The 24,378-nt window shown below is 49.2% G+C and carries 14 protein-coding genes and 3 pseudogenes; 11 read left to right on the top strand and 6 right to left on the bottom strand.

What is annotated here, in order from left to right:
- Positions 1-242 precede the first annotated feature (242 nt).
- Positions 243-4,784, top strand: a complete 4,542-nt coding sequence (locus AC286M_RS22850; RefSeq protein ID WP_488206578.1) for an Ig-like domain-containing protein — start codon at positions 243-245, stop codon at positions 4,782-4,784.
- A 45-nt stretch (positions 4,785-4,829) separates the two neighbouring features.
- Here AC286M_RS22850 and AC286M_RS22845 read toward each other — a convergent pair whose 3' ends face one another.
- Complete coding sequence (locus AC286M_RS22845; protein WP_488206577.1) at positions 4,830-5,831, bottom strand: glycosyltransferase family 2 protein; 1,002 nt, start codon at positions 5,829-5,831, stop codon at positions 4,830-4,832.
- 288 nt (positions 5,832-6,119) lie between these two features.
- On the opposite strand from AC286M_RS22845, the gene AC286M_RS22840 reads away from it, so the two are divergent.
- The 5 genes from AC286M_RS22840 to AC286M_RS22820 all read left to right on the top strand — a co-directional run bounded on the left by AC286M_RS22840 (position 6,120) and on the right by AC286M_RS22820 (position 15,930).
- Entirely contained in the window at positions 6,120-7,040 is a 921-nt protein-coding gene (locus tag AC286M_RS22840; protein ID WP_488206576.1) for a glycine betaine ABC transporter substrate-binding protein, read from the top strand.
- A 981-nt stretch (positions 7,041-8,021) separates the two neighbouring features.
- Positions 8,022-10,601 carry an EAL domain-containing protein gene (locus tag AC286M_RS22835; protein WP_488206575.1) on the top strand — a complete coding sequence of 860 codons (2,580 nt, stop codon included), beginning with the start codon at positions 8,022-8,024 and terminating at the stop codon, positions 10,599-10,601.
- A 566-nt stretch (positions 10,602-11,167) separates the two neighbouring features.
- Complete coding sequence (locus tag AC286M_RS22830) at positions 11,168-11,590, top strand: hypothetical protein (RefSeq protein ID WP_488206574.1); 423 nt, start codon at positions 11,168-11,170, stop codon at positions 11,588-11,590.
- 287 nt (positions 11,591-11,877) lie between these two features.
- Positions 11,878-14,481 (top strand): leucine--tRNA ligase, encoded by a 2,604-nt coding sequence (gene leuS, locus AC286M_RS22825; protein WP_488206573.1) that lies wholly within the window; start codon positions 11,878-11,880, stop codon positions 14,479-14,481.
- Positions 14,482-14,535: 54 nt separating this feature from the next.
- Positions 14,536-15,930, top strand: a complete 1,395-nt coding sequence (locus AC286M_RS22820) for a cytochrome P450 (RefSeq protein WP_488206572.1) — start codon at positions 14,536-14,538, stop codon at positions 15,928-15,930.
- Positions 15,931-16,038: 108 nt separating this feature from the next.
- On the opposite strand, the gene AC286M_RS22815 is transcribed toward AC286M_RS22820, so the two are convergent.
- A complete protein-coding gene (locus AC286M_RS22815; protein WP_488206571.1) occupies positions 16,039-16,854 on the bottom strand; it encodes a diguanylate cyclase in 816 nt (271 codons plus the stop codon).
- 156 nt (positions 16,855-17,010) lie between these two features.
- Here AC286M_RS22815 and tnpA point away from each other — a divergent pair, with 156 nt between their 5' ends.
- Positions 17,011-17,454: an IS200/IS605 family transposase gene (tnpA, locus tag AC286M_RS22810; RefSeq protein WP_488202591.1), complete on the top strand. Its 444-nt coding sequence runs from the start codon at positions 17,011-17,013 to the stop codon at positions 17,452-17,454.
- Positions 17,455-17,583: 129 nt separating this feature from the next.
- On the opposite strand, the gene AC286M_RS22805 is transcribed toward tnpA, so the two are convergent.
- Positions 17,584-18,099 (bottom strand): ATPase domain-containing protein, encoded by a 516-nt coding sequence (locus AC286M_RS22805; RefSeq protein WP_488206570.1) that lies wholly within the window; start codon positions 18,097-18,099, stop codon positions 17,584-17,586.
- Between the two features lie 87 nt (positions 18,100-18,186).
- On the opposite strand from AC286M_RS22805, the gene AC286M_RS22800 reads away from it, so the two are divergent.
- Positions 18,187-18,678: a helix-turn-helix domain-containing protein gene (locus tag AC286M_RS22800; RefSeq protein ID WP_488203817.1), complete on the top strand. Its 492-nt coding sequence runs from the start codon at positions 18,187-18,189 to the stop codon at positions 18,676-18,678.
- The gene (locus AC286M_RS22795) at positions 18,630-19,217 is read left to right on the top strand and encodes a transposase (RefSeq protein ID WP_488203438.1); all 588 of its coding nucleotides are present in this window, start codon (positions 18,630-18,632) and stop codon (positions 19,215-19,217) included. Before AC286M_RS22800 ends, AC286M_RS22795 begins: the two co-directional genes overlap by 49 nt.
- Here AC286M_RS22795 and AC286M_RS22790 read toward each other — a convergent pair.
- Entirely contained in the window at positions 19,203-20,180 is a 978-nt protein-coding gene (locus AC286M_RS22790; RefSeq protein WP_488206569.1) for an ATPase domain-containing protein, read from the bottom strand. The two genes, AC286M_RS22795 and AC286M_RS22790, sit on opposite strands and share 15 nt — an antisense overlap.
- Positions 20,181-20,655: 475 nt before the next feature.
- On the opposite strand from AC286M_RS22790, the pseudogene AC286M_RS22785 reads away from it, so the two are divergent.
- Positions 20,656-21,282, top strand: a pseudogene (locus AC286M_RS22785) (IS256 family transposase); the annotation flags it as partial.
- A gap of 33 nt (positions 21,283-21,315) precedes the next feature.
- On the opposite strand, the gene AC286M_RS22780 reads toward AC286M_RS22785, so the two are convergent.
- Entirely contained in the window at positions 21,316-22,533 is a 1,218-nt protein-coding gene (locus AC286M_RS22780) for an IS256 family transposase (protein ID WP_488202914.1), read from the bottom strand.
- A gap of 75 nt (positions 22,534-22,608) precedes the next feature.
- Between AC286M_RS22780 and AC286M_RS22775 the strand changes: the two are divergent.
- A pseudogene (locus AC286M_RS22775) lies at positions 22,609-23,208 on the top strand (IS256 family transposase); the annotation flags it as partial.
- Here the strand turns inward: AC286M_RS22775 and AC286M_RS22770 are convergent.
- A pseudogene (locus tag AC286M_RS22770) lies at positions 23,089-24,017 on the bottom strand (ISAzo13 family transposase). The pseudogenes AC286M_RS22775 and AC286M_RS22770 overlap by 120 nt on opposite strands.
- Between the last annotated feature and the right edge of the window lie 361 nt (positions 24,018-24,378).

The following is a 24,378-nucleotide window of genomic DNA, read 5'->3' as shown; positions in this document are numbered from 1 at the left end:
ATGATAGTCATCACAAACCCATGCCCAACTTTTATTTTATCTCCAGATTTTCTTAAATTGACCTGCTGATGGTGTGAAACGTAGCCCTAATCGGTTCATACAGTTTGATTCGGGCCACAAGCTATTCGGAATTTTCTGGCTTTCAGTCGCTGCATCTGCCGTTGCCTTTCAGATTTCATGGTTTTCTCAGCTAAATTGCGGCTCAGTCGTACATCTACAAAACGATTTGGAGATTCTCATTAATGGATAGACTTCGCTTCGAAGCTGAGTCACTGATTCTCAGTGGCTATAGTGTTGAGACTAATGGCGATATCGCTGAATTTGCCTCTAACGATTCAATTGTTAAGCTGACGGGCGAATCTGGGACAGTTTCAAAAGTAATTAGTGCTGCTGAAGTCGGCACCTATGACATTGAAGTTGCCTATTTTGATGAAAAAGATGGTCAATCGACCGCAAGAATTTTGCTCAACGGTGTTGAACTGCCGGGAAGTGGCTGGGTGTTTGATTCAACCTCAGGTAGTACTCGTGCCTCAGCCAATAATCGCTATGTCTTTCGGCTGGAGGGCGTTACCCTGGCAGAGGGTGATGTTTTAACTATTGAAGGCACACAAGATGCGGGTGAAAACGCTCGGCTTGACTATATCGATCTGGTTGTAAACGATACGACCAATCCATTGGAAGAACCACCAACGCCTCCAGAGGATACGAATACTGCGCCAGATGCGATCGCAGATAGCTACATGGTCGATGCGGGCAACACGCTCGCCGTGTCAACTGCTAATGGTGTCATTGCCAATGATGTAGATGGGAACGGGGATGCGCTGAGTGTCGTTTTGAATCAGGGCGTCAGTCACGGAACTTTAACGCTTAGCTCGAATGGTTCTTTTACTTATACTCCCGAGAACGGGTTTTCGGGCACCGATAGCTTTATCTATACGCTGACGGATGGCAATGGTGGCACCGACACGGGTACCGTTACGCTAACCGTTAATCCAGTACTGCCGAGCGAAGATCCGCCCAGTGAAGATCCAGTTCCTACGGGTGATCCACTGCGGATTGAGGCAGAAGATATGACCCTAGGCGGTAGTTATGGGGTTGAAGCCAAAAACTTTGCCTCAGCGGGTGAGTATATCGGCCTGAGTGGGCCAAGTGGCACTGCCTCTGCGACCTTTACTGGCGCGACAGGTACTTACAAGGTTGTCGTTGGCTACTACGATGAAAACGATGGTAAATCTCCACTTACGGTTAAAGTTGGTGGACAAACTCTAGATAGCTGGGTATTTGACCAATCGCTGGGCGGAACTCGGGCTGAAGAGAGAAACTTTGTTGAACGGATTGTTGCCGCCGAAGTAACTGTCACAAACGGTAGCCTGATTGAACTGATTGGCTACCAAGAAAGCGGTGAGAATGCGCGGGTTGACTACATCGAATTTATTCCAGTTGGCCCCGCTAACGCAGCTCCAAACGCCCAGTCGGATAGCTACAGCACGGCTGAAGAGACTGCATTAGTTATCAATGCAGCTACAGGCGTTTTAAGCAACGATAGCGATCCGGAAGGAGACGCATTTAGCATCAGCGCTTACGACACCACTTCTGCCTCGGGTGGCAGCGTTGTGATGAATGCTAATGGCAGCTTTACCTATACGCCTGCTGCTAACTTCAACGGCACCGATAGCTTTACCTACACCATCAGCGATGAGAATGGTGGTACGGCAACGGAAACGGTGACGATCGCCGTCAGTGCGGCTAATGATGTGCCTGTTGCCGCTGACGATACTTTGAATACCGGCTCTAATACCCCACTGACCTTTTCTGCTGCTGATCTATTCAGCAACGACAGCGACATTGACGGAGATGCCTTAGCGCTGGAGAGCTTTACAAATCCGGCTAATGGTACTGTGATCAACAACGGTGATGGCACATTCACTTACACACCTAGCAGTGGCTTCAGCGGCGTTGATAGCTTTACCTACACGGTGAATGATGGCAACGGTGGAACCGCTACAGCAACCGTTAATATTGCGGTCAATTTTGTCAATACGCCACCAGTGGCTGGGAATGATGCGATCGCAACGGATGAAGATACCCCGCTCGCTATTTCTCCAGCGACTCTGCTGGGTAACGATATGGATGCGGATGGGCAGACCTTGACGATTAGCAACCTGACCCAGCCCAGCCACGGTTCGCTGACCAATAATGGCAACGGCACGTACACCTACACCCCGAATGCGAACTTCAGCGGTACAGATAGCTTCACCTACACCATTGATGACGGAAATGGTGATACGGATACAGCGACGGTTACCGTCACCGTTACCGCTGTAAATGATCAACCTGTGGCTACCGATGATGCCTTTAGCACCGTGGCAGAAACGGAGTTAGTACTGTCAACAGCCGAGCTACTGGGTAATGACAGCGATATTGATGGTGATTCGTTGAGCATCAGCGTTGGCAATCCCTCCAATGGAACGCTGACCAATAATGGCAACGGCACGTATAGCTACACGCCTAACTCAGGGTTTACAGGTACAGACAGCTTCACGTATACCGTCAATGACGGCAATGGCGGTGTTGATACTGCGATCGTAACGGTAACCGTTGATCCCCAGCCGCCTGTTTCCCTCGATCCCATTCGCTTGGAAGCGGAAGATATGGCCCTCAGTGGCAGCTATGGTGTCGAAGCCAAAAGCTTTGCCTCAGCGGGTGAATACATTGGCTTAACAGGTGCAACGGGTACGGCATCCACCGCTTTCACAGGCGCAACGGGTACGTACAAAGTGATTGTTGGCTACTACGATGAAAGCGATGGTGAAGCGACGCTAACCGTCAACATTGGTGGCAGCTCAATCGATAGTTGGGCCTTTGATAACAGCCCTGGTGGTACACGTGCTGAAGCTAAAAACTTTACGCTGCGCACCGTCGCGACAGAACTGACGGTCAATACAGGTGATTTAATTGAGCTTGTTGGTCTGCAAGATCCACAAGGTGAGAATGCGCGGGTTGACTACATCGAGTTTATTCCGGTTGGCCCAGCTAATGAACTGCCTCTTGCTCAGCCAGATAGCTACAGTACCGCTGAGGATACAGATCTGGTGATCAACGCGGCGACGGGAGTGCTTAGCAACGACAGCGATCCGGAAAATAGTCCGCTCAGCGTTAGTGCGTACGACACGACTTCTGCCTCGGGTGGCACCGTTGTGATGAATGCTAACGGCAGCTTTACCTATACACCTGCTGCTAACTTTAGCGGCACCGATAGCTTTACCTATACCGTCAGCGATGAAAATGAGGGTACCTCAACTGAAATAGTAACCATAACTGTTACGGCTGTTGATGATGATCCGACAGCTACCAATGATGTGTTCGTGACTAATCCAAATACATCATTATCAGTGTCTATCGCGGATTTATTGAGTAACGATAGTGATGCGGATGGCGATCCGCTAACGCTGATTAGCGTGACCGATCCTGCTAATGGGGCGCTCAATGATAATGGTGATGGAACTTATACTTACATACCAACTGGTGATTTTACTGGCACCGATAGCTTTACCTATACCGTTAGCGACGGTAACGGTGGGACGGATACTGCCACCGTATCGATTGTGGTCAGCGACCCCAGTAGCGGAGGTCTGCGCGATTATAGTCTAGCCAGCAACGGCATTATTGCCAATCTGCGGACTCAAACTGTGCTGCAGCCTGTGTATGGCAGCTTAGCCGCGCCTAAACTGATGCCAATGGGCGACTCTATCACGGAGGGAGATCACAGTATCGACCCTGTGCCGGGTTCTTACCGCACCCAGTTTTGGCAACGCGCGATCGCAGATGGCCTGATTACCGACGATCCGACTCTGCGGATCGATTTTGTAGGTAGCGCCTTTGATTCTGATGCACCGGATGCGCTAGGAGATAAAGATCACGAAGGTCATCGCGGTTGGACAATCAATAACATGCGCGATCGCAGATTAAGCGGCAGCGACAGTGTGATTGATAACTATGATCCTGATGTTGTCATGGTGATGTTGGGCACCAATGATGTTCTGCAGGGTAGCAACGCCGATAGTGTGCTCAGTCGGTTGAGCAGTCTGATTGATGATGCATCACGCAATGACAACATTGTATTGGTTTCATCCCTACCGCCGCTGGATGCTAGCACTGACAAAACTAATGTTAGTGAAGTGGCTGTGGCCAATGAAGTTAACAGCCGCTTACCTGGACTCGTGGCCGACAAAGTTGCTGCTGGAATGAACGTTTTCTTCGTGAATGCCGGGGGAGGATTGACGCTAGCTGATATCAACGATGGCGTACATCCCACAGCATCGGGTTATGACCGATTGGGTGACCTATGGTACGAGGAGGTGATGAATCCTGAATCATTTAGCGATGTCACTCAGCTGATTGGCAGCACCTATGACGACCGAATTACTAGCGGTTTTGATAGTGATGTGCTGACAGGTAATGGAGGTGCGGATCGATTTGTCTACCTCAATCCTAACGATGGGCCGGATACGATTACTGATTTTAGTGTCGATGATTGGATTGTGGTATCTGCTACGGGTTTTGATGGTGGTTTGGTGTCTGGAATGAATTTGGACAACAGCCGATTTATCAGAAGCAGTAATCCTGTGGCGACAACAAATATGGGAACATTCCTCTTCAATACCAGTACCCATACTCTCAGTTTTGATGAGGATGGTATGGGCAATGGCGTGGCTCGAACTCTTGCGACGTTTACCAACGGTTACGACAATCTGCAAGCAAACCAGATTGAGATTATGGCTTAAGGCTGAATGTATTACCAGAGCCACAAAGCTTGCGGCTCTGGTAACTCAGTGAGAAGAGGGTTCAATGATGGGGGACTGAATGGCTGCTTGGGACGGCAGAACATTGTCTTCTATGACAACACAGGTTTCAATCAGAGGATGGGGGGTTTGATGATGGCGAAATTGGATCGCTTGGTAGAGAATTCGCCAAGCGGTAATGTTGAAAAGGTTGGGCAAAATGAGCTGTAGGCCATCTGGAAACTTGTGGTGTTTGCAGGCGACCAGGCCCCAGTGGAGCGATAGATAAGCGGCAATGTCGGCATGAGACGGCGTGACAGTTTGATACTTGGACTGCACGAGTGGGTAAATACGCTCTTTGACCAGCAGGTTTGTTCTCAAGCGATCGCGAATTGAGACGCGATAGTTATAGGCCCCCGGCCAGATGGTGCGATAGGCCAAACATTCATTGATGAAAATGACATCACCATGTTGAGCAATGCGAATCCAAGAGTCGGAGTCATCGGAGTTGACGTCAAAGTCAGGATTCCAGCCGCCCGTTTTGAGAAAGGCTTCACGCTGAAACGCGACTTGGATGGGAGTGCCAAGCGGCACTCGCTCCAGCAGCATGGCGAAGTGGACATCGGATTGCGGAATATAAAAAACTTTGCCGGAGCCTGCTCTAATCGTGCGGCTGAGGATCTTTTCGTTGAGATCAACCTGAGCGGCTTGGCAAGAACAGAGGACAGGGTTTGGACAACGTGCGATCGCAGTTTGCATCCACTCAATGCAATTGGGTGCGATGTAATCATCATCATCGAAGGGTTTAACCCAATCCCCGCTGGCTAGCTGGACACCGAGGTTGACTGATTTAGAATGTCCTAAATTCTTAGCGTTGCGATGGTAAACCACCTGATTGCCCAAGCTGCGCACATAGTCCTCCGTGCCGTCTGACGAGCAGTCATCCACCACCACCACTTCACAGGAAATCGTCTGCGAAAGGGCAGAAGCAATGGCTCGCTTCAGCAAGTCAACCCGGTTGTAGGTGGTGATAACGATACTAAACCGCATGGGTAAGAGAATGAGACGGCTGGGCCAAAAGGCATCACGCGCAATACGCTTAGTATAGACAGGCTGTAGCTCAGGATAACAGGCAAACCGATAATCGGTTTGTCGAGGCTGGGATTTATAGACTGACCTAAAACTGGGAAGTACCTTGGCAGGGGGCCTCTCCCGGTTTTGAGTGAGCTTATGGTGGTAACAGCTGCGTTATCAAACGTTAAGTTTATTTGGCTGGCGGTTGAACAGCGTCAGCCAATGGATATACCTCAGAACAGACCTCAAAATAAAGGTGATTGTATGGTGCGTGTCCGGTCAATGTGGCGGTTTGTTGTCATGCTTTGCTTGGCAATGGTGGCAACAGTAGCAGTCGTTGCCTGTAATAACAGTGCGTCAACCAACCAAAATCCGACGATTCGAGTTGGCTCAAAGGATTTTACCGAGCAGTTTATTATTGGCGAAATGTACGCCTTGGTGTTGGAAAATAGCGGTTTGCCCGTAGAACGTAAGCTGAATTTAGGCGGCACGCCAGTGGCACAAGCCGCGTTGACTAGCGGCGAGATTGATCTGTATCCCGAATACACGGGCACGGGGTTATTAACTGTGCTCAAGCAGCCGGCCAATAGTGATCCAGCAGCTGTGTATCAAACCGTTGCTGAGCAATATCAGGAGCAATTTAATCTGGTTTGGCTGGAGCCTGCGCCGATGAATAATACCCAGGCGCTGGCCATGACGCGAGAACAGTCAGAAAGCTTGGGGATCGCGACTATTTCAGAGATGGCGGCCAAAGCGGATCAATTGACAATGGTTGGCCCACCGGAGTTTGAAGTGCGGGAGGATGGCTTGCCTGGTTTGAAGTCGGCCTATGGAGATTTTGCATTAAAAGCCTATAAGGCTGTTGATCCTGGATTACGCTATACCGCTTTGGTGGATGGAGAAGCCGATGTGGCTGTGGCGTTTGGCACCGATGGCGAAATTGCTGCCTATGATTTAGTCGTTTTGGCCGATGATCAAAATCTGTTCCCGCCCTATCAGATTGCTCCGGTGGTGCGCCAGGAAATTCTAGACGCTTATCCGACGCTGGCTGAGGCTTTAAATGCGATCGCACCTCAACTGACGGATAAAACGATGCAGCAGCTCAACTATGAGGTCAGCGGCAATCAACGGGAACCTGCGGCTGTAGCACGGGAATTTCTGGAGCAGGCTGGGCTGATTCAGTAGCTGATTGAGTCATCGTATGGGAAATCCCCCAACAGGTGAGTTGCTGCTGTAATCAGCAGCAACTCACCTGTTGGGGGTTAATACAAAAATCTTCGTGCTTGCCTGCTGCAGTGATCCAGACAGAAAGTAAGGTGAACGTGATATCAAGTCAAAAATTATGGGCATGCTGAAGAATGAATCAGCGCATCGGCAATTCAGGGCTGCGTCTCAAAAATCGTTAATCTCCATATCTTGTACCTTGCCAATCAATACCCTAGAAGATTCACTGTACCGTCGCGCTGCGGCGACCAAACAGTCGCTTTGGGTTTTGGTACAAGATTGGGAGTAATTCGACCCGAATCCGAATCTGAATCTCTTTTTTACATGACAAGTTATATGACAAGTTATTAGGTCATCTGGTTGAAACGCCATCATTATCCTTAGTTTAAGGTGAGTTAGCGGATTTTCCCCATCAAAAATTCAACCTTGTCAATCAAATTCATGTTAAGCATAGAGTTTTATTGTGGGAAGTCTCAATCTCTAACCTAAGCAATTGATATGATTTTGCTGCCATTAATTGAGCTTAATGTCATGCAGTAGGTTGGTGTCAATAAGTTTAACCCAATCGGGGGATGCCCCTCAGGGGCATCCCCCGATTGGGTCTGTTTAAGTTTAATTGCTGGCATCTACTCAACTTGACAAAGCAGTTTGGCAGAATAGCTAAATACGATTTCTCTCAATTTCGGTCATATATCTTGAGAAAGTGTCCCGAGCGGGCTGAAGCTATGCTGTAAATACTGGAAAACAGAAGCATTGTTCTGCCCAATAACCATTGAACAAATGACGATTAAACCTGATCAAATTTATACTTCATTAGCCAACTTGATATCAGTCTGATCTTATTTATTAAGTGTGGTGAATTCGGCGTGATTTCAGGAAATAGGCTCTGTACTTTGTTCAACATATCATTGTGATTGCTAGTATTTCATTCAACGAACTGTCGTGATTGCTACTTTTGTACAGCGAATTCGCCGGACTATTAAAACAACCTGGCCGAATTGCGATCGCACCTCCTTGATGAGGAGGCCGATGGCGAAACTGGGCGCACGTTCTGTGTTGCTGTCCAGCATTGCAATCACGGCTGTCGTTGGTGGAACAGCTGAGTTGTTTGGCATTTTTGAACCATCCGAGTTTTATGCCTACGACACGATGACGTGGCTGCAGCAGGATGACGGTATTGATCCGCGTCTGCTGGTGGTTGGCATTACAGAAGAAGATTTGGCGATTCAGGAGCAGTGGCCGCTGAATGATCAGGTTTTAGCTGATGTGCTGGCGACGCTACAAAGCCATCAGCCTGCCGTTGTGGGCCTTGATATCTATCGCAATGTGCCTCATCCGCCCGGCAACGACCAACTCCGGCAGCAGCTACAGGCCGATAATTTAATTGCGATTACCAATGTGGGGGGATCTGAGGTTGCAGCTGTTGAACCGCCGCCGACTGTTCCAGAACAGCGAATTGGATTTAACGATTTGGTGCTGGATCAGAGCGGTATTGTGCGCCGCAATTTGTTATTCGTCCCAACCGCTAATCAGGATTTCTTTTCGTTTGGTCTGCGGGTGAGTTTGGCTTATTTGGCCAGTCAGCAGACTGCGGGGTCACCTCCAGGGGCGGAACAGTTATTTCGTTTTGATCAGCAGGCGATCTATATCAACGACGTGCCATTTCCGCGATTGCCAAACTATGCAGGCGGATATGCGAAAGCGGATGCCAGCGGCTACCAGGTGATGGCAAACTATCGCGATCGCAATCAGGTCGCGCGTCAAATTAGCGTGACTGATGTGCTGACTGGCCGCTACGATCCGGCTTGGATTGAAGGCAAAATCGTGCTGATCGGCGTGACGGCTCCCAGCTTGAAGGATTTGTTCCCAACGCCTTACACCACCTATCAGCGGAGCGAAATGCCGGGTGTGTTTGTCCATGCCCAGATGATTAGCCAGGTTCTCTCTACGGTTGAGGGTCAGCAGTCCCTTTTCGCCTTTTGGCCGTACTGGGGAGAGTGGCTGTGGCTGTGGGCCTGTGCTGTGGCTGGCGGCATTATTGGTTGGTGGGTACATAATCCGCGCTGGCTTGCGATCGCAGGTGCCGCGAGTCTATGCGTTATTCTGGGAGTTGGCTGGTTGAGCTTTAACTTCAATCTTTGGATTCCGCTGATCACACCGATTGTGACGCTTCTGGCCAGCGGCATTTTAGTCATCAGCTATCGGTTGTCCTACAGTACCTCCCGTGATTGGACAACCGGATTGCCCAACCGAGACGAGTTCATCCGCCGCGTCCAAAAGTTCTTGAATCGCTCCCAACGGCGTAAAAAAGATCAGTCGGTTGCCGTAATGTTTTTGAATTTGGAGCGGTTTAAAATTATCAGTGAAAGTGTGGGGCAGGATGTAGGAACTCAGTTCCTGAACCGAATTGTGCATCGAATTCAGTCGTTGCTGCCCTCTGCCGCCCAGCTTGCTCGCGTTGGCGGAGATGAGTTCGCAATTTTGTTTCCCTATCATGCAGGGACTGAAGTATCGGATTTTGCTGACGATTTGCAGCAGCAGCTCAGTGCCCCCTTTTCACTTGATAATCGGGAAGTATCTACCTCCGTCAGTATTGGTATTGCCCTCGCCCAACAGGGATATGCCCATCGCCCCGAGAACTTTTTGCGAGATGCCCATACAGCGATGTATCGAGCGAAAGCCCTCGGTAAGGCCCGACACGAGGTGTTTGCGGCGGGTATGCTCACTGAAGTAATCGACCGCCTCCAGATGGAAAGCGATCTGCGGCAGGGGCTACAGCATCAGGAATTTTCGCTGCACTATCAGCCGATTATTCATTTAGAGTCTGGAGTCATTTCAGGTTTTGAGGCACTTGCACGATGGCGTCACCACCAGCGGGGCTTTGTGTCACCCGGTGCATTTATTCCAGTGGCGGAAGAAACGGGATTAATTGTGCCCTTGGGCGAGTGGATTTTCCGGGAAGCGTGCCAACAAATTTATAAATGGCAAAAGCAGTTTCCTCACTATCCGACGCTCTCTATGAGCATTAACTTATCTGGTCGGCAGTTTACCCATGCAGATTTAGCCGGACAGTTAGGCCGAATTCTAGAAGAAGTTGGCATTAGCGGCGAATATATCCGGATTGAAATTACAGAAAGCATGGTGATGAGTGATGTGGAAGCAGCCATTGATTTAATGCTGAGCCTAAAAGCCCTTAACTTTAAACTGAGCATTGATGACTTTGGCACGGGATATTCTTCCCTGAGCTATCTACATCGATTTCCAATGGATACGCTGAAAATTGATCAGTCTTTTATCAGCCGTATGGAAGAAGACAATGAAAATCACGAAATTGTCCAAACGATTATCTCGCTAGGTCACAATCTTGGTATGGAAATTGTGGCGGAGGGTGTGGAGAGTCAGGCCCAGGTTGGTATTCTCAAACGCCTCCAGTGTGAGTATGGCCAGGGCTACTATTTCGCTAAACCGTTGTCTCAGCAAAACATGGTTCACTTCCTTAGCCAGCCTCGCCGTTGGGAGTGATTGATATAAACCCTCTGCAGTGAGTCGTTATTCTTTTGTTATTAATTTGATATAAAAACGACTTTCCGTTAGCTCTCATGTTGAATCTATAGCAGTAGCTACGTTGATTAGGACATTGGAAAAATCCGAAAACGTTCAAACGTTTAAACATTGGATTTCTTAAATTTCTCAGCCGAAGCAGCGATGGCTATAAACAAGAAGAGATTAAGTAGAAATAATCTAAATTACTGCTGTGTAAAAGTCGAGCTATACCTGGCTTTTGCACAGCGGTTCAGTCTGCTTTTTGAGCGGATTCTGTATCAGATTTAGGGCAGTAAATCAATTGATTTAGCTGATTTAAATGGCTATAAAAATAGCGGCAATTATTAAGAATATTATTGCTCATTTTTTTGCGGTCAGTGATTCAGCGGATGGAGTTTGGTTATCACCATTGTTATTTTAGTCATATAGCTATTTGACTATTTTGGCGTAACTGAATGGCTATATCTTTTTCAGGAGAGAACATGAAATATTCGATTAAACGATCGTCAGCGCAACCCTCTGTTACAGATCAACTGCTGTTAAGAATGGATCCAAAGATAGCGGCTACGTTTAACATCAAGCAGCTAGAAGCGTTGCAGCAAGCCTTACAATCGCGACCGCATACTGTCAATATTCGATTGACATTTCCGGGAGTGCGATCGCGGTTTTATCTGGTTGTTTTAGCTGGACGAGAACTGCGGTCAATCTATCGTCGCCGACAAGAGCGCACTAAGCATCCCATCTGGACGAAGGCTAATACATTGGTCTTTGCTGGCATCCTGCTAGCCAGCAGTCCACTTCTGCTCACGCTGGGGCTGCTGGCAACGCATCATCTTCCAAACTGGTTTACTGCTCCGGCTGCCCCGACAATTGTTCCCTTTGAATCTGATCAAGCAAGCTGTGAAAGAAGCGGACGTCTGTGGCAAGACGATTCGTGTTGGGACTATCAGCACGACCCGACATTTTAAGGAAGCGGGTTAAGGGAGCGGGTGAGTAAAATTTGCGCGGAGCCGTCTAATCTTCGCTGGGTATTAATGTTATGTGTGATGGTTGTTGCGATCGCAGATCCCAGGAGTGGCATGTCACCTAGAGTTTGCAATTACGCATGAACGATTACAATTGAGGTTGATCAGATTGCCGATAAAATCAGCCGTTTGCCGTTTCACGGTACATGGGCTGTCAGCGATCTATCAGCGTTATCGATCAACGCTATAGTTGTATTCCCAGCCGATTGAGAAGTAGGAGCATTCTGCGCGTGGAGTCTCGATATAACCCCGCCAATATTGAGCAAAAGTGGCAACAGCATTGGGCCGAACAGGGCATTGATCAAACCCCTGAGAACAGCGATAAGCCCAAATTTTATGCGCTGTCGATGTTTCCCTATCCGTCTGGCAAACTACACATGGGGCACGTCCGCAACTACACGATCACGGACGTGATTGCCCGCGTGCAGCGAATGAAGGGCTATCGGGTGCTGCATCCGATGGGTTGGGATGCCTTTGGTTTACCTGCTGAGAACGCAGCCATTGATCGGGGTGTTCATCCGGCCAAATGGACATATCAAAACATTGATCAGATGCGGGAACAGCTTCAGCAGTTGGGCTTCTCGATTGACTGGTCGAAGGAAGTCGCTACCTGTTCGCCGGACTATTACCGCTGGACGCAGTGGATTTTCCTGGAGTTTTTTAAAGCGGGTTTAGCCTACCAAAAAGAATCTGCCGTCAACTGGGATCCCATTGATCAAACCGTACTGGCAAACGAGCAGGTGGATAGCGAGGGTTATTCCTGGCGCTCTGGCGCGAAAGTGGAGCGTAAAATGCTGCGCCAGTGGTTCCTCAAGATTACCGACTACGCCGAGCAGCTTTTGGACGACTTGCAAACCCTAGATGGCTGGCCGGAACGGGTGAAGCTGATGCAGGAAAACTGGATTGGCAAGTCTACCGGGGCACGGGTCGTCTTCAAAACCGAAGCGGGTGATGAGCTGCCCGTCTTCACGACGCGCCCGGATACGCTCTGGGGTGCGACGTTTATGGTAATGTCGCCGGAGCATCCACTGGTCGAACAGTTGACGACAGCCGAGCAGAAAGCAACGGTCGAGGCATATCAGGAAGAAGCCGCTGGCAAAAGCGAAATTGATCGGACTGCCGAAGATCGCGAGAAAACTGGCGTGTGGACAGGCCGTTACGCCGTGAATCCCGTCAATGGTGAGAAAATTCCTATCTGGATTGCGGATTACGTCCTCATGGGCTACGGTACGGGTGCGATTATGGCAGTACCAGCCCATGACCAGCGGGACTTTGAATTTGCCCGCAAGTTTGACTTGCCTGTAAAAGCGGTGGTGCAACCTGCTGATCAGACTCTGGATGGCGACACCATGACCCAGGCTTGGCCCGGTGAGGGTGTGATGGTCAACTCTGGCCCCTTGGATGGCGTGACCGCTGGTAAGGGCGAAGGCGAAAGCGTCGAAACTGCGATCGCATATCTCGAAAAAGAGGGCAAAGGCGAGCAGCAGGTCAACTTCCGTTTGCGGGACTGGCTAATCTCTCGTCAGCGCTACTGGGGCGCACCGATTCCAATTATTCACTGTCCGAGCTGTGGTGCGGTGCCCGTTCCGGATGATCAGCTTCCGGTGCAACTGCCGGAGGACGTTCAGTTTTCGGGGCGTGGCCCATCGCCATTGGCCCAGTTGGATGACTGGATTAACGTCAAGTGTCCTTCCTGTGGCGAACCTGCCAAGCGGGAAACTGACACGATGGACACGTTTATTGACTCGTCCTGGTATTTCCTGCGCTATCCCGATGCCGGGAATGAGAGTGAGGTATTTAATCCTGCTAAGACTAATGACTGGATGGCGGTCGATCAGTACGTGGGCGGGATTGAGCACGCGATTTTACACCTGCTCTACTCGCGTTTCTTTACCAAGTTTTTGCGCGATCGCAACTTGCTCAGCGTAGACGAGCCGTTTAAGCGGCTGCTGACGCAGGGCATGGTGCAGGGTTTAACGTACAAGAATCCGAAGACGGGCAAGTATATTCCGCCCGCTGAGGTGAATGCCGACGACCCGAAAGATCCGGCCACGGGCGATCCGCTGGAGGTCTTCTACGAGAAGATGTCGAAGTCGAAGTACAACGGCATCGATCCGGCGCTGGTGCTGGAGAAATACGGCGCAGATACCGCTCGTATGTTCATTCTGTTTAAGGCTCCGCCAGAGAAGGATTTGGAGTGGGATGACGCGGATGTGGAGGGGCAGTATCGCTTCCTCAATCGCGTTTGGCGGTTGGTGAGCGAATTTGCGGCTCAGCAGCAGGAGTATCTAGCGCAGATTCCGGCTTTGGTGCAGCTTCAGGAGCAAAATGCCGAGGGCTTATCTAAAGATGAGAAAACCCTGCGGCGGGCGATTCATACGGCGATCAAGGAAGTCACCGAGGATTTAGAGGGCGACTACCAGTTCAATACGGCAGTTTCTGAGCTGATGAAGCTGAGCAATGCGCTGTCGGATTTCAAGGCCGCTGACGCTCCGATTTACGCTGAGGGCATTCAAACCCTCTTGCTGCTGCTAGCTCCCTTTGCGCCGCATATTGCCGAGGAACTGTGGCAACTGCTGGGACACTCGGATTCGATTCACCATGCAAGTTGGCCGACCTATGATCCCGAAGCTCTCGTGGCGGATGAGATCACGCTGGTGATTCAAATCATGGGTAAAACGCGGGGCACAATTGAGGTGCCTGCCGATTCCGGTAAGGATGACCTGGAAACCTATGCTCGCGAATCAGAAGTGGCGCAGCGCTATATTGAAGGCAAGACAATCCGCAAGGTGATTGTGGTGCCGGGTAAGTTAGTGAATTTCGTCGTTAGCTAAGCTTATTGACCAACGGTAGGTTATTGAAGCAACCATAGGGTTCATATCGACACCGTGACTGTTACCGAAACTCCTGATTCGAACCAACCGCAGCCAAATCCTTCACAGTCTCAGGCTGAGCTGCCTCCTGGCGAGATGGGTTTGCCCTTCTTAGGCGAAACGCTCGATTTCTTTGGTGATTCGAATTTCGCCAAGAAGCGCTTTCAAAAGTACCAGAGCAGCGCCTTTAAAACTAAGCTGCTGGGTAGTCCAACCATTTTTATTCGGGGAGCAGAGGCCAATCGGTTTGTGCTGACTCATGAAAATGAATACTTTCAGGTAAGCTGGCCGCCCAGCACGTCAGTGCTACTGGGTGAACTGTCGCTGGCGCTGCAAACGGGTGGCACTCACCAAACTCGGCGCAAGCTGTTGGCACAAGCGTTCATGCCACGAGCGCTCTCAACTTATGTCGATGCCATGACTGAGGTTACGACAGCTTACTGTCAGCGTTGGCTGAGCCAGGGAACGGTTACCTGGTATCCAGAATTGCGGAATTACACGCTGGATGTAGCCTGCAAACTACTGGTTGGGCTGAACAATGGTTCTCAGACATCACTGGGTCATGTGTTTGAAACCTGGTGTGAGGGACTGTTTTCGATTCCGCTCAACCTGCCGTGGACGCGGTTCGGCAAGGCGAAGCAGGCTCGCCGCCAGCTACTCAATGAAATCGAAACCATTGTTCGGCAGAGACAGGCACATTTTGCTCAGTCCACTGGTTTATCTACAGATGAGCAGATCGCTAAAGCACAGGACGCACTCGATTTACTGGTTCAAGCTGAAGATGAAGACGGTACTCGGCTCAGCGCTGAAGAACTGAAAGATCAGGTGTTGCTGCTGCTGTTTGCCGGGCATGAGACATTAACATCTGCGATCGCAACCTTCTGCTTACAAACCGCCCTCCATCCAGATATCCTGAATCGAATTCGAGCCGAGCAAGACCAGTTCAAGGATCAGCCCCTAACCCTGGATACGCTGAAGCAAATGACCTATCTGGAGCAAGTGCTAAAAGAAGTGCTGCGGTTTACGCCGCCTGTGGGTGGTGGCTTCCGACGGGTGTTGAAAGACTGTGAGTTTGAAGGCTACAAAATCCCCGCTGGCTGGACGGTGCTCTATCAGATTGGCTTAACCCACTACGAACCTGAGCTGTACGAAAATCCAGAACAGTTTGACCCCGATCGCTTTAGCCCAGAGCGGGCGGAGGATCGGCAAAAGTATGGCTATGTTCCCTTCGGTGGCGGTATTCGCGAATGTTTGGGTAAGGAATTTGCTCGCTTAGAAATGAAAATTTTTGCGGCTCTACTCGCTCAAAACTACGACTGGCAATTGCTGCCCGATCAGGATCTAAGTTTGGTAACAGTTCCCACGCCACGCCCTCGCGACAATTTGCGCGTTCGATTTCTAACACGATAAATGGTGATGGTTTGCTCAACTTGACTTTGGGATGTGTTGTGAAACACATATTGTGCGTATGTTGCACAACACATCATTTAGTGCTTTAGGAGTCAATATAAGCTGTGACTAGGATGACAATTCAGGTGAATGACTAGAGCTGTGCATCACCATGTTCCACTGATTTGGTTCGCAATAAGCTTGCACGTGATATTGGTTGCGTCCCTGCCGTTTGGCTTGATAGAGCGCTTGGTCGGCAGATTGAATTAAGATCCTGGAATCTTTTTGGTGATGGGGAATAAAACTGGCTATTCCGTAGCTCAGCGTTACCATATCGCTTGTGCTGGATTGAGTATGAGGGATTTGTTTATTCCTCAAATTCTGGGCAATAATCCTAGTAATTTGAACTGCGCCATCTAGGTCGGTGTTTGGTAGCAAGATGGCAAATTCTTCTCCGCCGTAGCGAGCCACAAAGTCGGCAGGACGTCTAACTGATTCCATTAAAACTTGTGCGACTTCTTGTAAGCACTTATCGCCAGCGGGATGACCGTAGTTGTCGTTATAGGCTTTGAAATAATCAACATCGCACAGAATCAGCGATAGCGGCAGTTGTTCGCGGCTGAGACGCTGCCATTCATTGTGCAAGCTTTGATCGAAGGCAAACCGATTTGCAACTTGAGTTAACCCGTCGAGATGCGCCATCCGCTCTAGCTGATGATTCAGTTCCAGCAGTTCTTGATTAAGCTGTAGGAGATGATCTGCCATTTCATGTTCGCGATCGCAAGTTTGTTTGAGATTAACAGATAGCTTTCGCATGCGTAACAGTGTATTGACCCGTAAGAGGGCTTCCCATTTTTTGACGGGAATAGGTAATACCTCATCAACTAACGACGACAGACCTTCTAACGCCCGCAGCATTTCGGCATCGTGCGCCAATAGCAACACGGGTAAAAAAACCGATTTTGCTTGACTGCGATAGCTTTGAAGGGTTGTTTTTAACTGGTTAAAGGTTGACCAATCTAGAATATAGAGATCGCAATCTTGGGCATCTTGAATCTCTTGGGGTCCATTCCCCGCCGCTCTGCGGCGTAAGATCTAAGAATGAGTGAGTACATCCACAAGAGTCATAACGTAACAGTTTTGCTATACCACTTAGTGTTTCCAGCAAAGTATCGACGGGTTGTGTTTGATGAGCAAGTAGATGCGGTTCTGCGAGAGGTCTGCCTCGAAATCGAGAAACGCTACGAGGTGAAGTTTGTCGAAATTGGAGTGGACAAAGACCATGTCCATTTTCTAGTGCAGTCCGTGCCGACCTATAGTGTGACCAAACTGGTAACGATGCTGAAAAGTTTAACTGCACGAGAAGTCTTCAAACGATGCCCTCAAGTGAAGCAGAAACTTTGGGGAGGCGAGTTTTGGAGTGATGGATATTTTGCGAGTACAGTAGGCCGCCACGGGGATGAAGGAATGATCGCCAAATATGTTCAAGCCCAAGGCAAAGATTACCTCAAATTGCATCGGGATAATCAACTTGCTCTTTTTTGATTCTGATACCCCGTCCGCTTGCGGCGGGGTATTTCATTTGGGGTACTAAGGGGATAAACCTGGTGATGTTGCTGAAGAAAATTGTGCAGCAAACTGAGGTTGGCCGGATTAGCTAAATGCAACCAAATCTTAGACATGTTTCTCTTTATCACCTGAGTCGATGAAATCTGGCACTCCTGTTAGAATGCCTCGCAACTGAGTCAGTGGCTTACCAACCTTGATGCCGTAGCGAGTAATTTCAATTTCCCGTAATGTTTTTTCAAAGTCACTCAGGCGTTTCTTGAGCACACCAATAGCTTTGCGCATTTCACCTTTGATTTCTAAAAATCGCAGGAATACGATGTTGTCTACGAGGTAGGAGATTCCCACTTCTGTGGCTCGAAAATCACCTGTAATTGATTCCACTTCGTTGATTAGTAGAGTTGTTACACCACGAGTGCGCAGGTATTGAGCCATGCGGTGTAGATGCTGTAGGAGGTTCTCTTCAATATCAGCGAAGGAAATGCGGTAGCCAGAAATGCTGTCAATCATGACAATTTTGCTGCCTTTTTCCTCCACTTCGGTACGAATGAGATTAACAAATTCATCGGGGCTAAAGTTGAGTGGCTCTAGCTCGACAATAGATAGAGTTCCCTGTCTGAGCATGGCTTTAACCGGGATACAGCAATCACAAATAGGTAATGAACGAGGGAGAATAGAATAAAGAGTTATCCTCACCGAAGTAAATCAGCCATGACCTCCCTGGAAGAATTTATCCAAAGTAATCCCTCTGCCCAAGAACTGAAACGCGCCTTGGCCGTGCAACTGCACCAGAGAGGTCAAAGCTATCGGGCGATCCGAGATATCCTACAGGTTTCTCTGGGATTTATTAGTGCGAGTCACCAGCGCTATGAAGAGCGAGGAGTCGAGGGACTGAAATCCCACTACTGGGGCACCCAAGGCTATTTAAGCGCCGAGCAGAAACAGGACATCTTTGAGTGGTTGCAGCAGAAAAACTGGTGGACACTAGAGGAGCTTGTTGAGCAGATTGAAGAGCGCTATGGAGTGCTCTATCGCTCAGCCCAAAGCTATACCCAACTGCTCAAAGACGCAGGGTTTAGCTGGAAGAAATCCCACTCGGTGCATCCGGGCCAAGAGGAGGCCAAAGTCGAGGCAAAAAAGCCGAGATTCAACAGTTGCTGGTCCAGTGGCGAGCCGAGATTGCCAGTGGGCAGGTGCGAGTGATGTTTCTCGATGAGTGCCATCTGCTCTGGGGAGACCTCCGTGGATATGGATGGAGTCGGCGCAATCAGCGAGTGGACATCCCCATTGCCTCCATTCGAGAGCGGCAGACCTACTATGGAGCCTTGGACTATTTGAGCAAGAGCTTTGTTATTCATGAGTATGAGGCAGGCAATCAGCACAATACCGTGGCCTTTCTGAAGTATCTTCAATCTCAGTATGATGAGTCCACTCGCTTTTTCATCATCTGGGATGGAGCCAGCTACCACCGTTCCAAGGTGGTTCGCAACTACCTGAGTCAACAGAATCATGGTACTCGAGAGCAGCACTGGAAACTCACTTGCATTCAGCTTGCGCCTAATGCACCCGAGCAAAATCCGGTCGAAGATGTTTGGTTACAGGCCAAGCGATTTAGTCGTAAATTTGCCCGCTTGTGCCACTCCTTTCGCTCGGTCAAACTCCTCTTTTATCTGGCGACTCATCTGCAAACCTTCATCTTTGAGAAAGCCTTCATGTATGGTTACTGTTCATGTCCTGTTTGAGATTGCTGTATTGACCGATTCGCAGCGCTGAACCAAGGTTTCTTTGGCTTCTTCGAATAGATAAACGACCGTGCGTTCGCCCCGTCCGGCGGACTCTTTGGCAAACTGTAGTCCCAGTGTTGATTTACCCACGCCGCTCGGCCCCGTAATCAGGCTGATGGTACCGCGTTCGAGACCGCCGTTAAGCAATTCATCCATTTCAGGAATGCCGGATGGGACAGACTCAACTTCAAATTTGGCTTTTTCTTCTTTTTTGAACTCCAGTTTTGGGAATACCGTCATCCCCTCGTCACTGAGGCGAATGGAGTGCTTGCCGCTGATGAAGCTGGAGCCGCGAAACTTAAGAACTTGAATCGTGTGCTGGGTGGTGGTGGCGATGAGCTGCAAAATGCCGTCGCTGATGAACTGTAGGTCTTCATCGGGCGCTTCAATACTCGCTTCCGACGTGAAAAGAACGGTTGCACCTTGGCCAGTTAAATATCGCAGCAAGGCAATACTCTGCTGACGAAACTGAAACGGATCAACAGATAGGTAGCGAAACTGAGTCATGGAATCGATTACGACCCGCTGGGGCTGAACAGTTGCGATCGCATCTAAAATCGACTTCGTAATTGGACTCCGTTCCACTTCAGACGGAGAAAAAATGTCGTAGCTTTGCTGCTGAGTAAACACGTCAGTAGTCGGGCTTAAATCTAGAAAATGCAGCCGATCCGAGTGAATACCAAGCAACTGAGCACTGTGCTGAAGCTGAGAGGCTGACTCACCCAGAGTGATGTAGATTGAGGATGAATTGTCTGCCAACCCACAGGCGAGGAAGTGTAGCCCCAGCGTTGTTTTGCCGCTGCCTGGTTCACCACGTAGTAGATATGATTTTTGGGGTAAAAGTCCACCCCGCAGCACACGATCAAGCCCATCCACTCCAGTAGAAAGGCGAGCCTGGGGAAAATGCACAGTCGATTGCATGTTGTTAACAGAAAGCAAACAGGGAAAAGTTACGGAATTTATTGCAGAGATTAAGTGTATCGCTTATTACCTGGCTTTCGTTATGCTGAAGCATGAAGATAGACGCTCAGGTGAGATCTTTGCGAAGAAATGTTAAGTAAAGATGCCTTAAATAGTCTTTCATTATTCAGTGACTGAGGCTATTTATCGCTAAAAGTGAGTAATTTTTAAGGTTCTCAATTCTTATTTACAAGTGAATATAAATTGTTTGAATCCTAAGGATTGTGAATTAAATAACCTGTAATTCTGGTTTTGCTGTGTAATTCCATTGCGGCAGAAGCTCGTCGAAGACAATCTTCATGTTGGCTTTGAAGTCCTCAGCAACTTTACGACCCTTGTGATACGTTTTATCGAGAATCGTCGGGATTGTAAATTAGATTGTGTCAAAGGTCAGAGATGAGATCTAATGAACTATTGAACCTAAGAGACTCGTACTATGACTTTTCGACCTGAACTCCTGGATGAATTGCTTAAAGGCTATCAGAATCCCGAAGACCTGCTGGGGGATGGAGGGATTCTTAAGCAGCTCACGGCGGCTTTGGTGGAACGCTGCTTGAATGCGGAAATGAAAACCCATCTGGACGAGCAACAGGCGGAGCCTGAAAGCGACGTCAAGCCAACTCGTAACCGCCGCAACGGCCACAGCAAGAAGACCATCAAAGGGGAGTTTGGAGAAGCTCAAATCAATGTTCCCCGTGACCGCAACAGTGAGTTTGAACCCATCATCGTCAAGAAGGGGCAGACCCGCTTCGAGGGCTTTGATGACAAGATCTTGTCCCTCTATGCCAGGGGCATGAGTACCCGTGACATTCAGGCTCAACTGCAAGACCTGTATGGCGTTGAGGTCTCAGCCGGGCTGATCTCGAACGTCACGGATGCGGTTGAAACGGAGCGTAAAATTTGGCAAAATCGCGCGCTCGACCCGGTTTATCCCATCGTCTATTTTGATGCCATCGTGGTCAAAGTCAGACAAGACGGGCGGGTGATCAACAAAGCGATTCACTTGGCGCTTGGGGTTAACTTGTCTGGCACCAAAGAACTCTTGGGGATGTGGATGACCCGGGTATGTCAAATAGATTGTGTCAAAGGTAAAAACTCAAGTTGGAAAGCGATCGCTGAATTCAATCGCGAAGCGGTTGAGAGCGGGTTTCCAGTCGCGAATGGGCATGGTCCACTTTTTGGCAATATTTTGAATTGCCAAGTAGATAACTTTTAGGGCAGATTCATCGGTTGGAAAAGCTCGGTGGTTTTTAATCACCTTTCTAAGAGTCATATTCATCGATTCAATCGCATTGGTCGTATAGATTGCTTTACGAATCTCCGGTGAAAAAGCAAAGAAGGGAATAATCCGCTGCCAATGATGAAGCCAAGACCTGCTAATGGTTGGATATTGCTGGTCCCACTGCTCGGCAAACTCAACTAAGCGCTGCTCTGCTTCAGTCTCAGTGCTGGCCGTGTAAATCAGCTTGAGGTCTGCTGCAACCGCCTTACGGTCTTTGTAGGACACATAGCGGAGTGAATTTCGTACCATGTGAACAATGCACAACTGCACCTGGGTTTGAGCAAAGACCGCTTCAATGGCATCGGGAAAGCCAGTGAGGCCATCACAGCAAGCGATGAAGATGTCTTTGAGACCCCTATTTTGCAGCTCTGTGAGCACTTGAAGCCAAAATTTGGCAGACTCGTTCTGGGTCATCCACATCCCCAAGAGTTCTTTGGTGCCAGACAAGTTAACCCCAAGCGCCAAGTGAATCGCTTTGTTGATCACCCGCCCGTCTTGTCTGACTTTGACCACGATGGCATCAAAATAGACGATGGGATAAACCGGGTCGAGCGCGCGATTTTGCCAAATTTTACGCTCCGTTTCAACCGCATCCGTGACGTTCGAGATCAGCCCGGCTGAGACCTCAACGCCATACAGGTCTTGCAGTTGAGCCTGAATGTCACGGGTACTCATGCCCCTGGCATAGAGGGACAAGATCTTGTCATCAAAGCCCTCGAAGCGGGTCTGCCCCTTCTTGACGATGATGGGTTCAAACTCACTGTTGCGGTCACGGGGAACATTGATTTGAGCTTCTCCAAACTCCCCTTTGATGGTCTTCTTGCTGTGGCCGTTGCGGCGGTTACGAGTTGGCTTGACGTCGCTTTCAGGCTCCGCCTGTTGCTCGTCCAGATGGGTTTTCATTTCCGCATTCAAGCAGCGTTCCACCAAAGCCGCCGTGAGCTGCTTAAGAATCCCTCCATCCCCCAGCAGGTCTTCGGGATTCTGATAGCCTTTAAGCAATTCATCCAGGAGTTCAGGTCGAAAAGTCATAGTACGAGTCTCTTAGGTTCAATAGTTCATTAGATCTCATCTCTGACCTTTGACACAATCTAATTTACAATCCCGATGACCCAGAACGAGTCTGCCAAATTTTGGCTTCAAGTGCTCACAGAGCTGCAAAATAGGGGTCTCAAAGACATCTTCATCGCTTGCTGTGATGGCCTCACTGGCTTTCCCGATGCCATTGAAGCGGTCTTTGCTCAAACCCAGGTGCAGTTGTGCATTGTTCACATGGTACGAAATTCACTCCGCTATGTGTCCTACAAAGACCGTAAGGCGGTTGCAGCAGACCTCAAGCTGATTTACACGGCCAGCACTGAGACTGAAGCAGAGCAGCGCTTAGTTGAGTTTGCCGAGCAGTGGGACCAGCAATATCCAACCATTAGCAGGTCTTGGCTTCATCATTGGCAGCGGATTATTCCCTTCTTTGCTTTTTCACCGGAGATTCGTAAAGCAATCTATACGACCAATGCGATTGAATCGATGAATATGACTCTTAGAAAGGTGATTAAAAACCACCGAGCTTTTCCAACCGATGAATCTGCCCTAAAAGTTATCTACTTGGCAATTCAAAATATTGCCAAAAAGTGGACCATGCCCATTCGCGACTGGAAACCCGCTCTCAACCGCTTCGCGATTGAATTCAGCGATCGCTTTCCAACTTGAGTTTTTACCTTTGACACAATCTATTTGACATACCCGAATCGTCGTAAAGACCTTGAGACCTGTGCGAGTGGTTGCCTTTTCCATCAGCTCTTTTACCATCTGGACACTCTCAAAAATTACCCCTTGACACCTGCTTGAGACGTGAGGAAACAAGCGGTGTTCAATTGGATTGTACTTGGAGGTATAGGGGGGATAGTGAGCAATGCGAATTTCAATCCCTAACTCGTTGACCAATGCTTGCAAGTCTTGCTTAAAGATGTAGTAGCGAGAACTGTTACTGCCCCCACCATCGCAAAGCAGCAAAATCGAGCCAGCTAGGGGATAGCGTGCTTTGCCATAGGTGTTCCACCAGTAGCGAATCGATTCGCAGGCAAACTCACTGGTATCATGACTCGTGCCGATCTGGATGTAGCCAATATTATCGCTCAAGTCGTACAGTCCGTGGGGAATAGCGACGCCTTCTGCGAGCGTTGCCCAATCATGGTCAAACACTTCGACTCCCTGCTCTTGAGTGTACAGTTGCCCCGCTCGATACAACTTGCCAATTAATTCTCTTTTTTTATGTCCATACTCATGACGGGATTGCCAGCAGCTTGATAGGTGCCTTTCAACTGCTCAATCCGCTCAAATTGTTCATTGCGATGTTCACTCTCCCCAGTTGCCAGTCTTTTCACCGCTTTGCGTTTACGAAAGTTGTGCCGCTCCAACAACTGATCGACCACCGTCACACTCACGTCAATTCCGTCCTCTTTCAGCAAGGCCACAATCTCATGGCGCTTGAGATTAGTCCACTTCACCGTCTCATCCATGGGTGAACCCGCCGTGTGTTGCTCCAACACCTGCAGAAATGACGCATCTAGCCCTTCAATGGTCTCAAATGCTGACTTCCGTCCACCTCCCACTTGACGAATCCGTTCCCGTTTGAGAGCAGGTTCATCATCCAGTTCTGCCAGTCCCAACGCTAGGGTTGCATGATGGCATCCGAACAACTCTCGGATATAGGCTTGCCCACCATATCCGAGTTTGATCGCTTCAATGGCGGCATAGCGACGACGATCCTTCTCAGACAACGATTGATAATAGCGTTGCATTTGAGCTTCAATTGGCGCAGGGTAGGGTTGCATTCAGGTTCTGCTTCATCTTCTATTGCTCTAGCTTACAAATACAGAC

This window comes from Thainema salinarum CENA647, assembly GCF_057732415.1.
The sequence above is the reverse complement of the archived record's forward strand: the minus strand, read 5'-3'. Positions and strand labels throughout refer to the sequence as shown.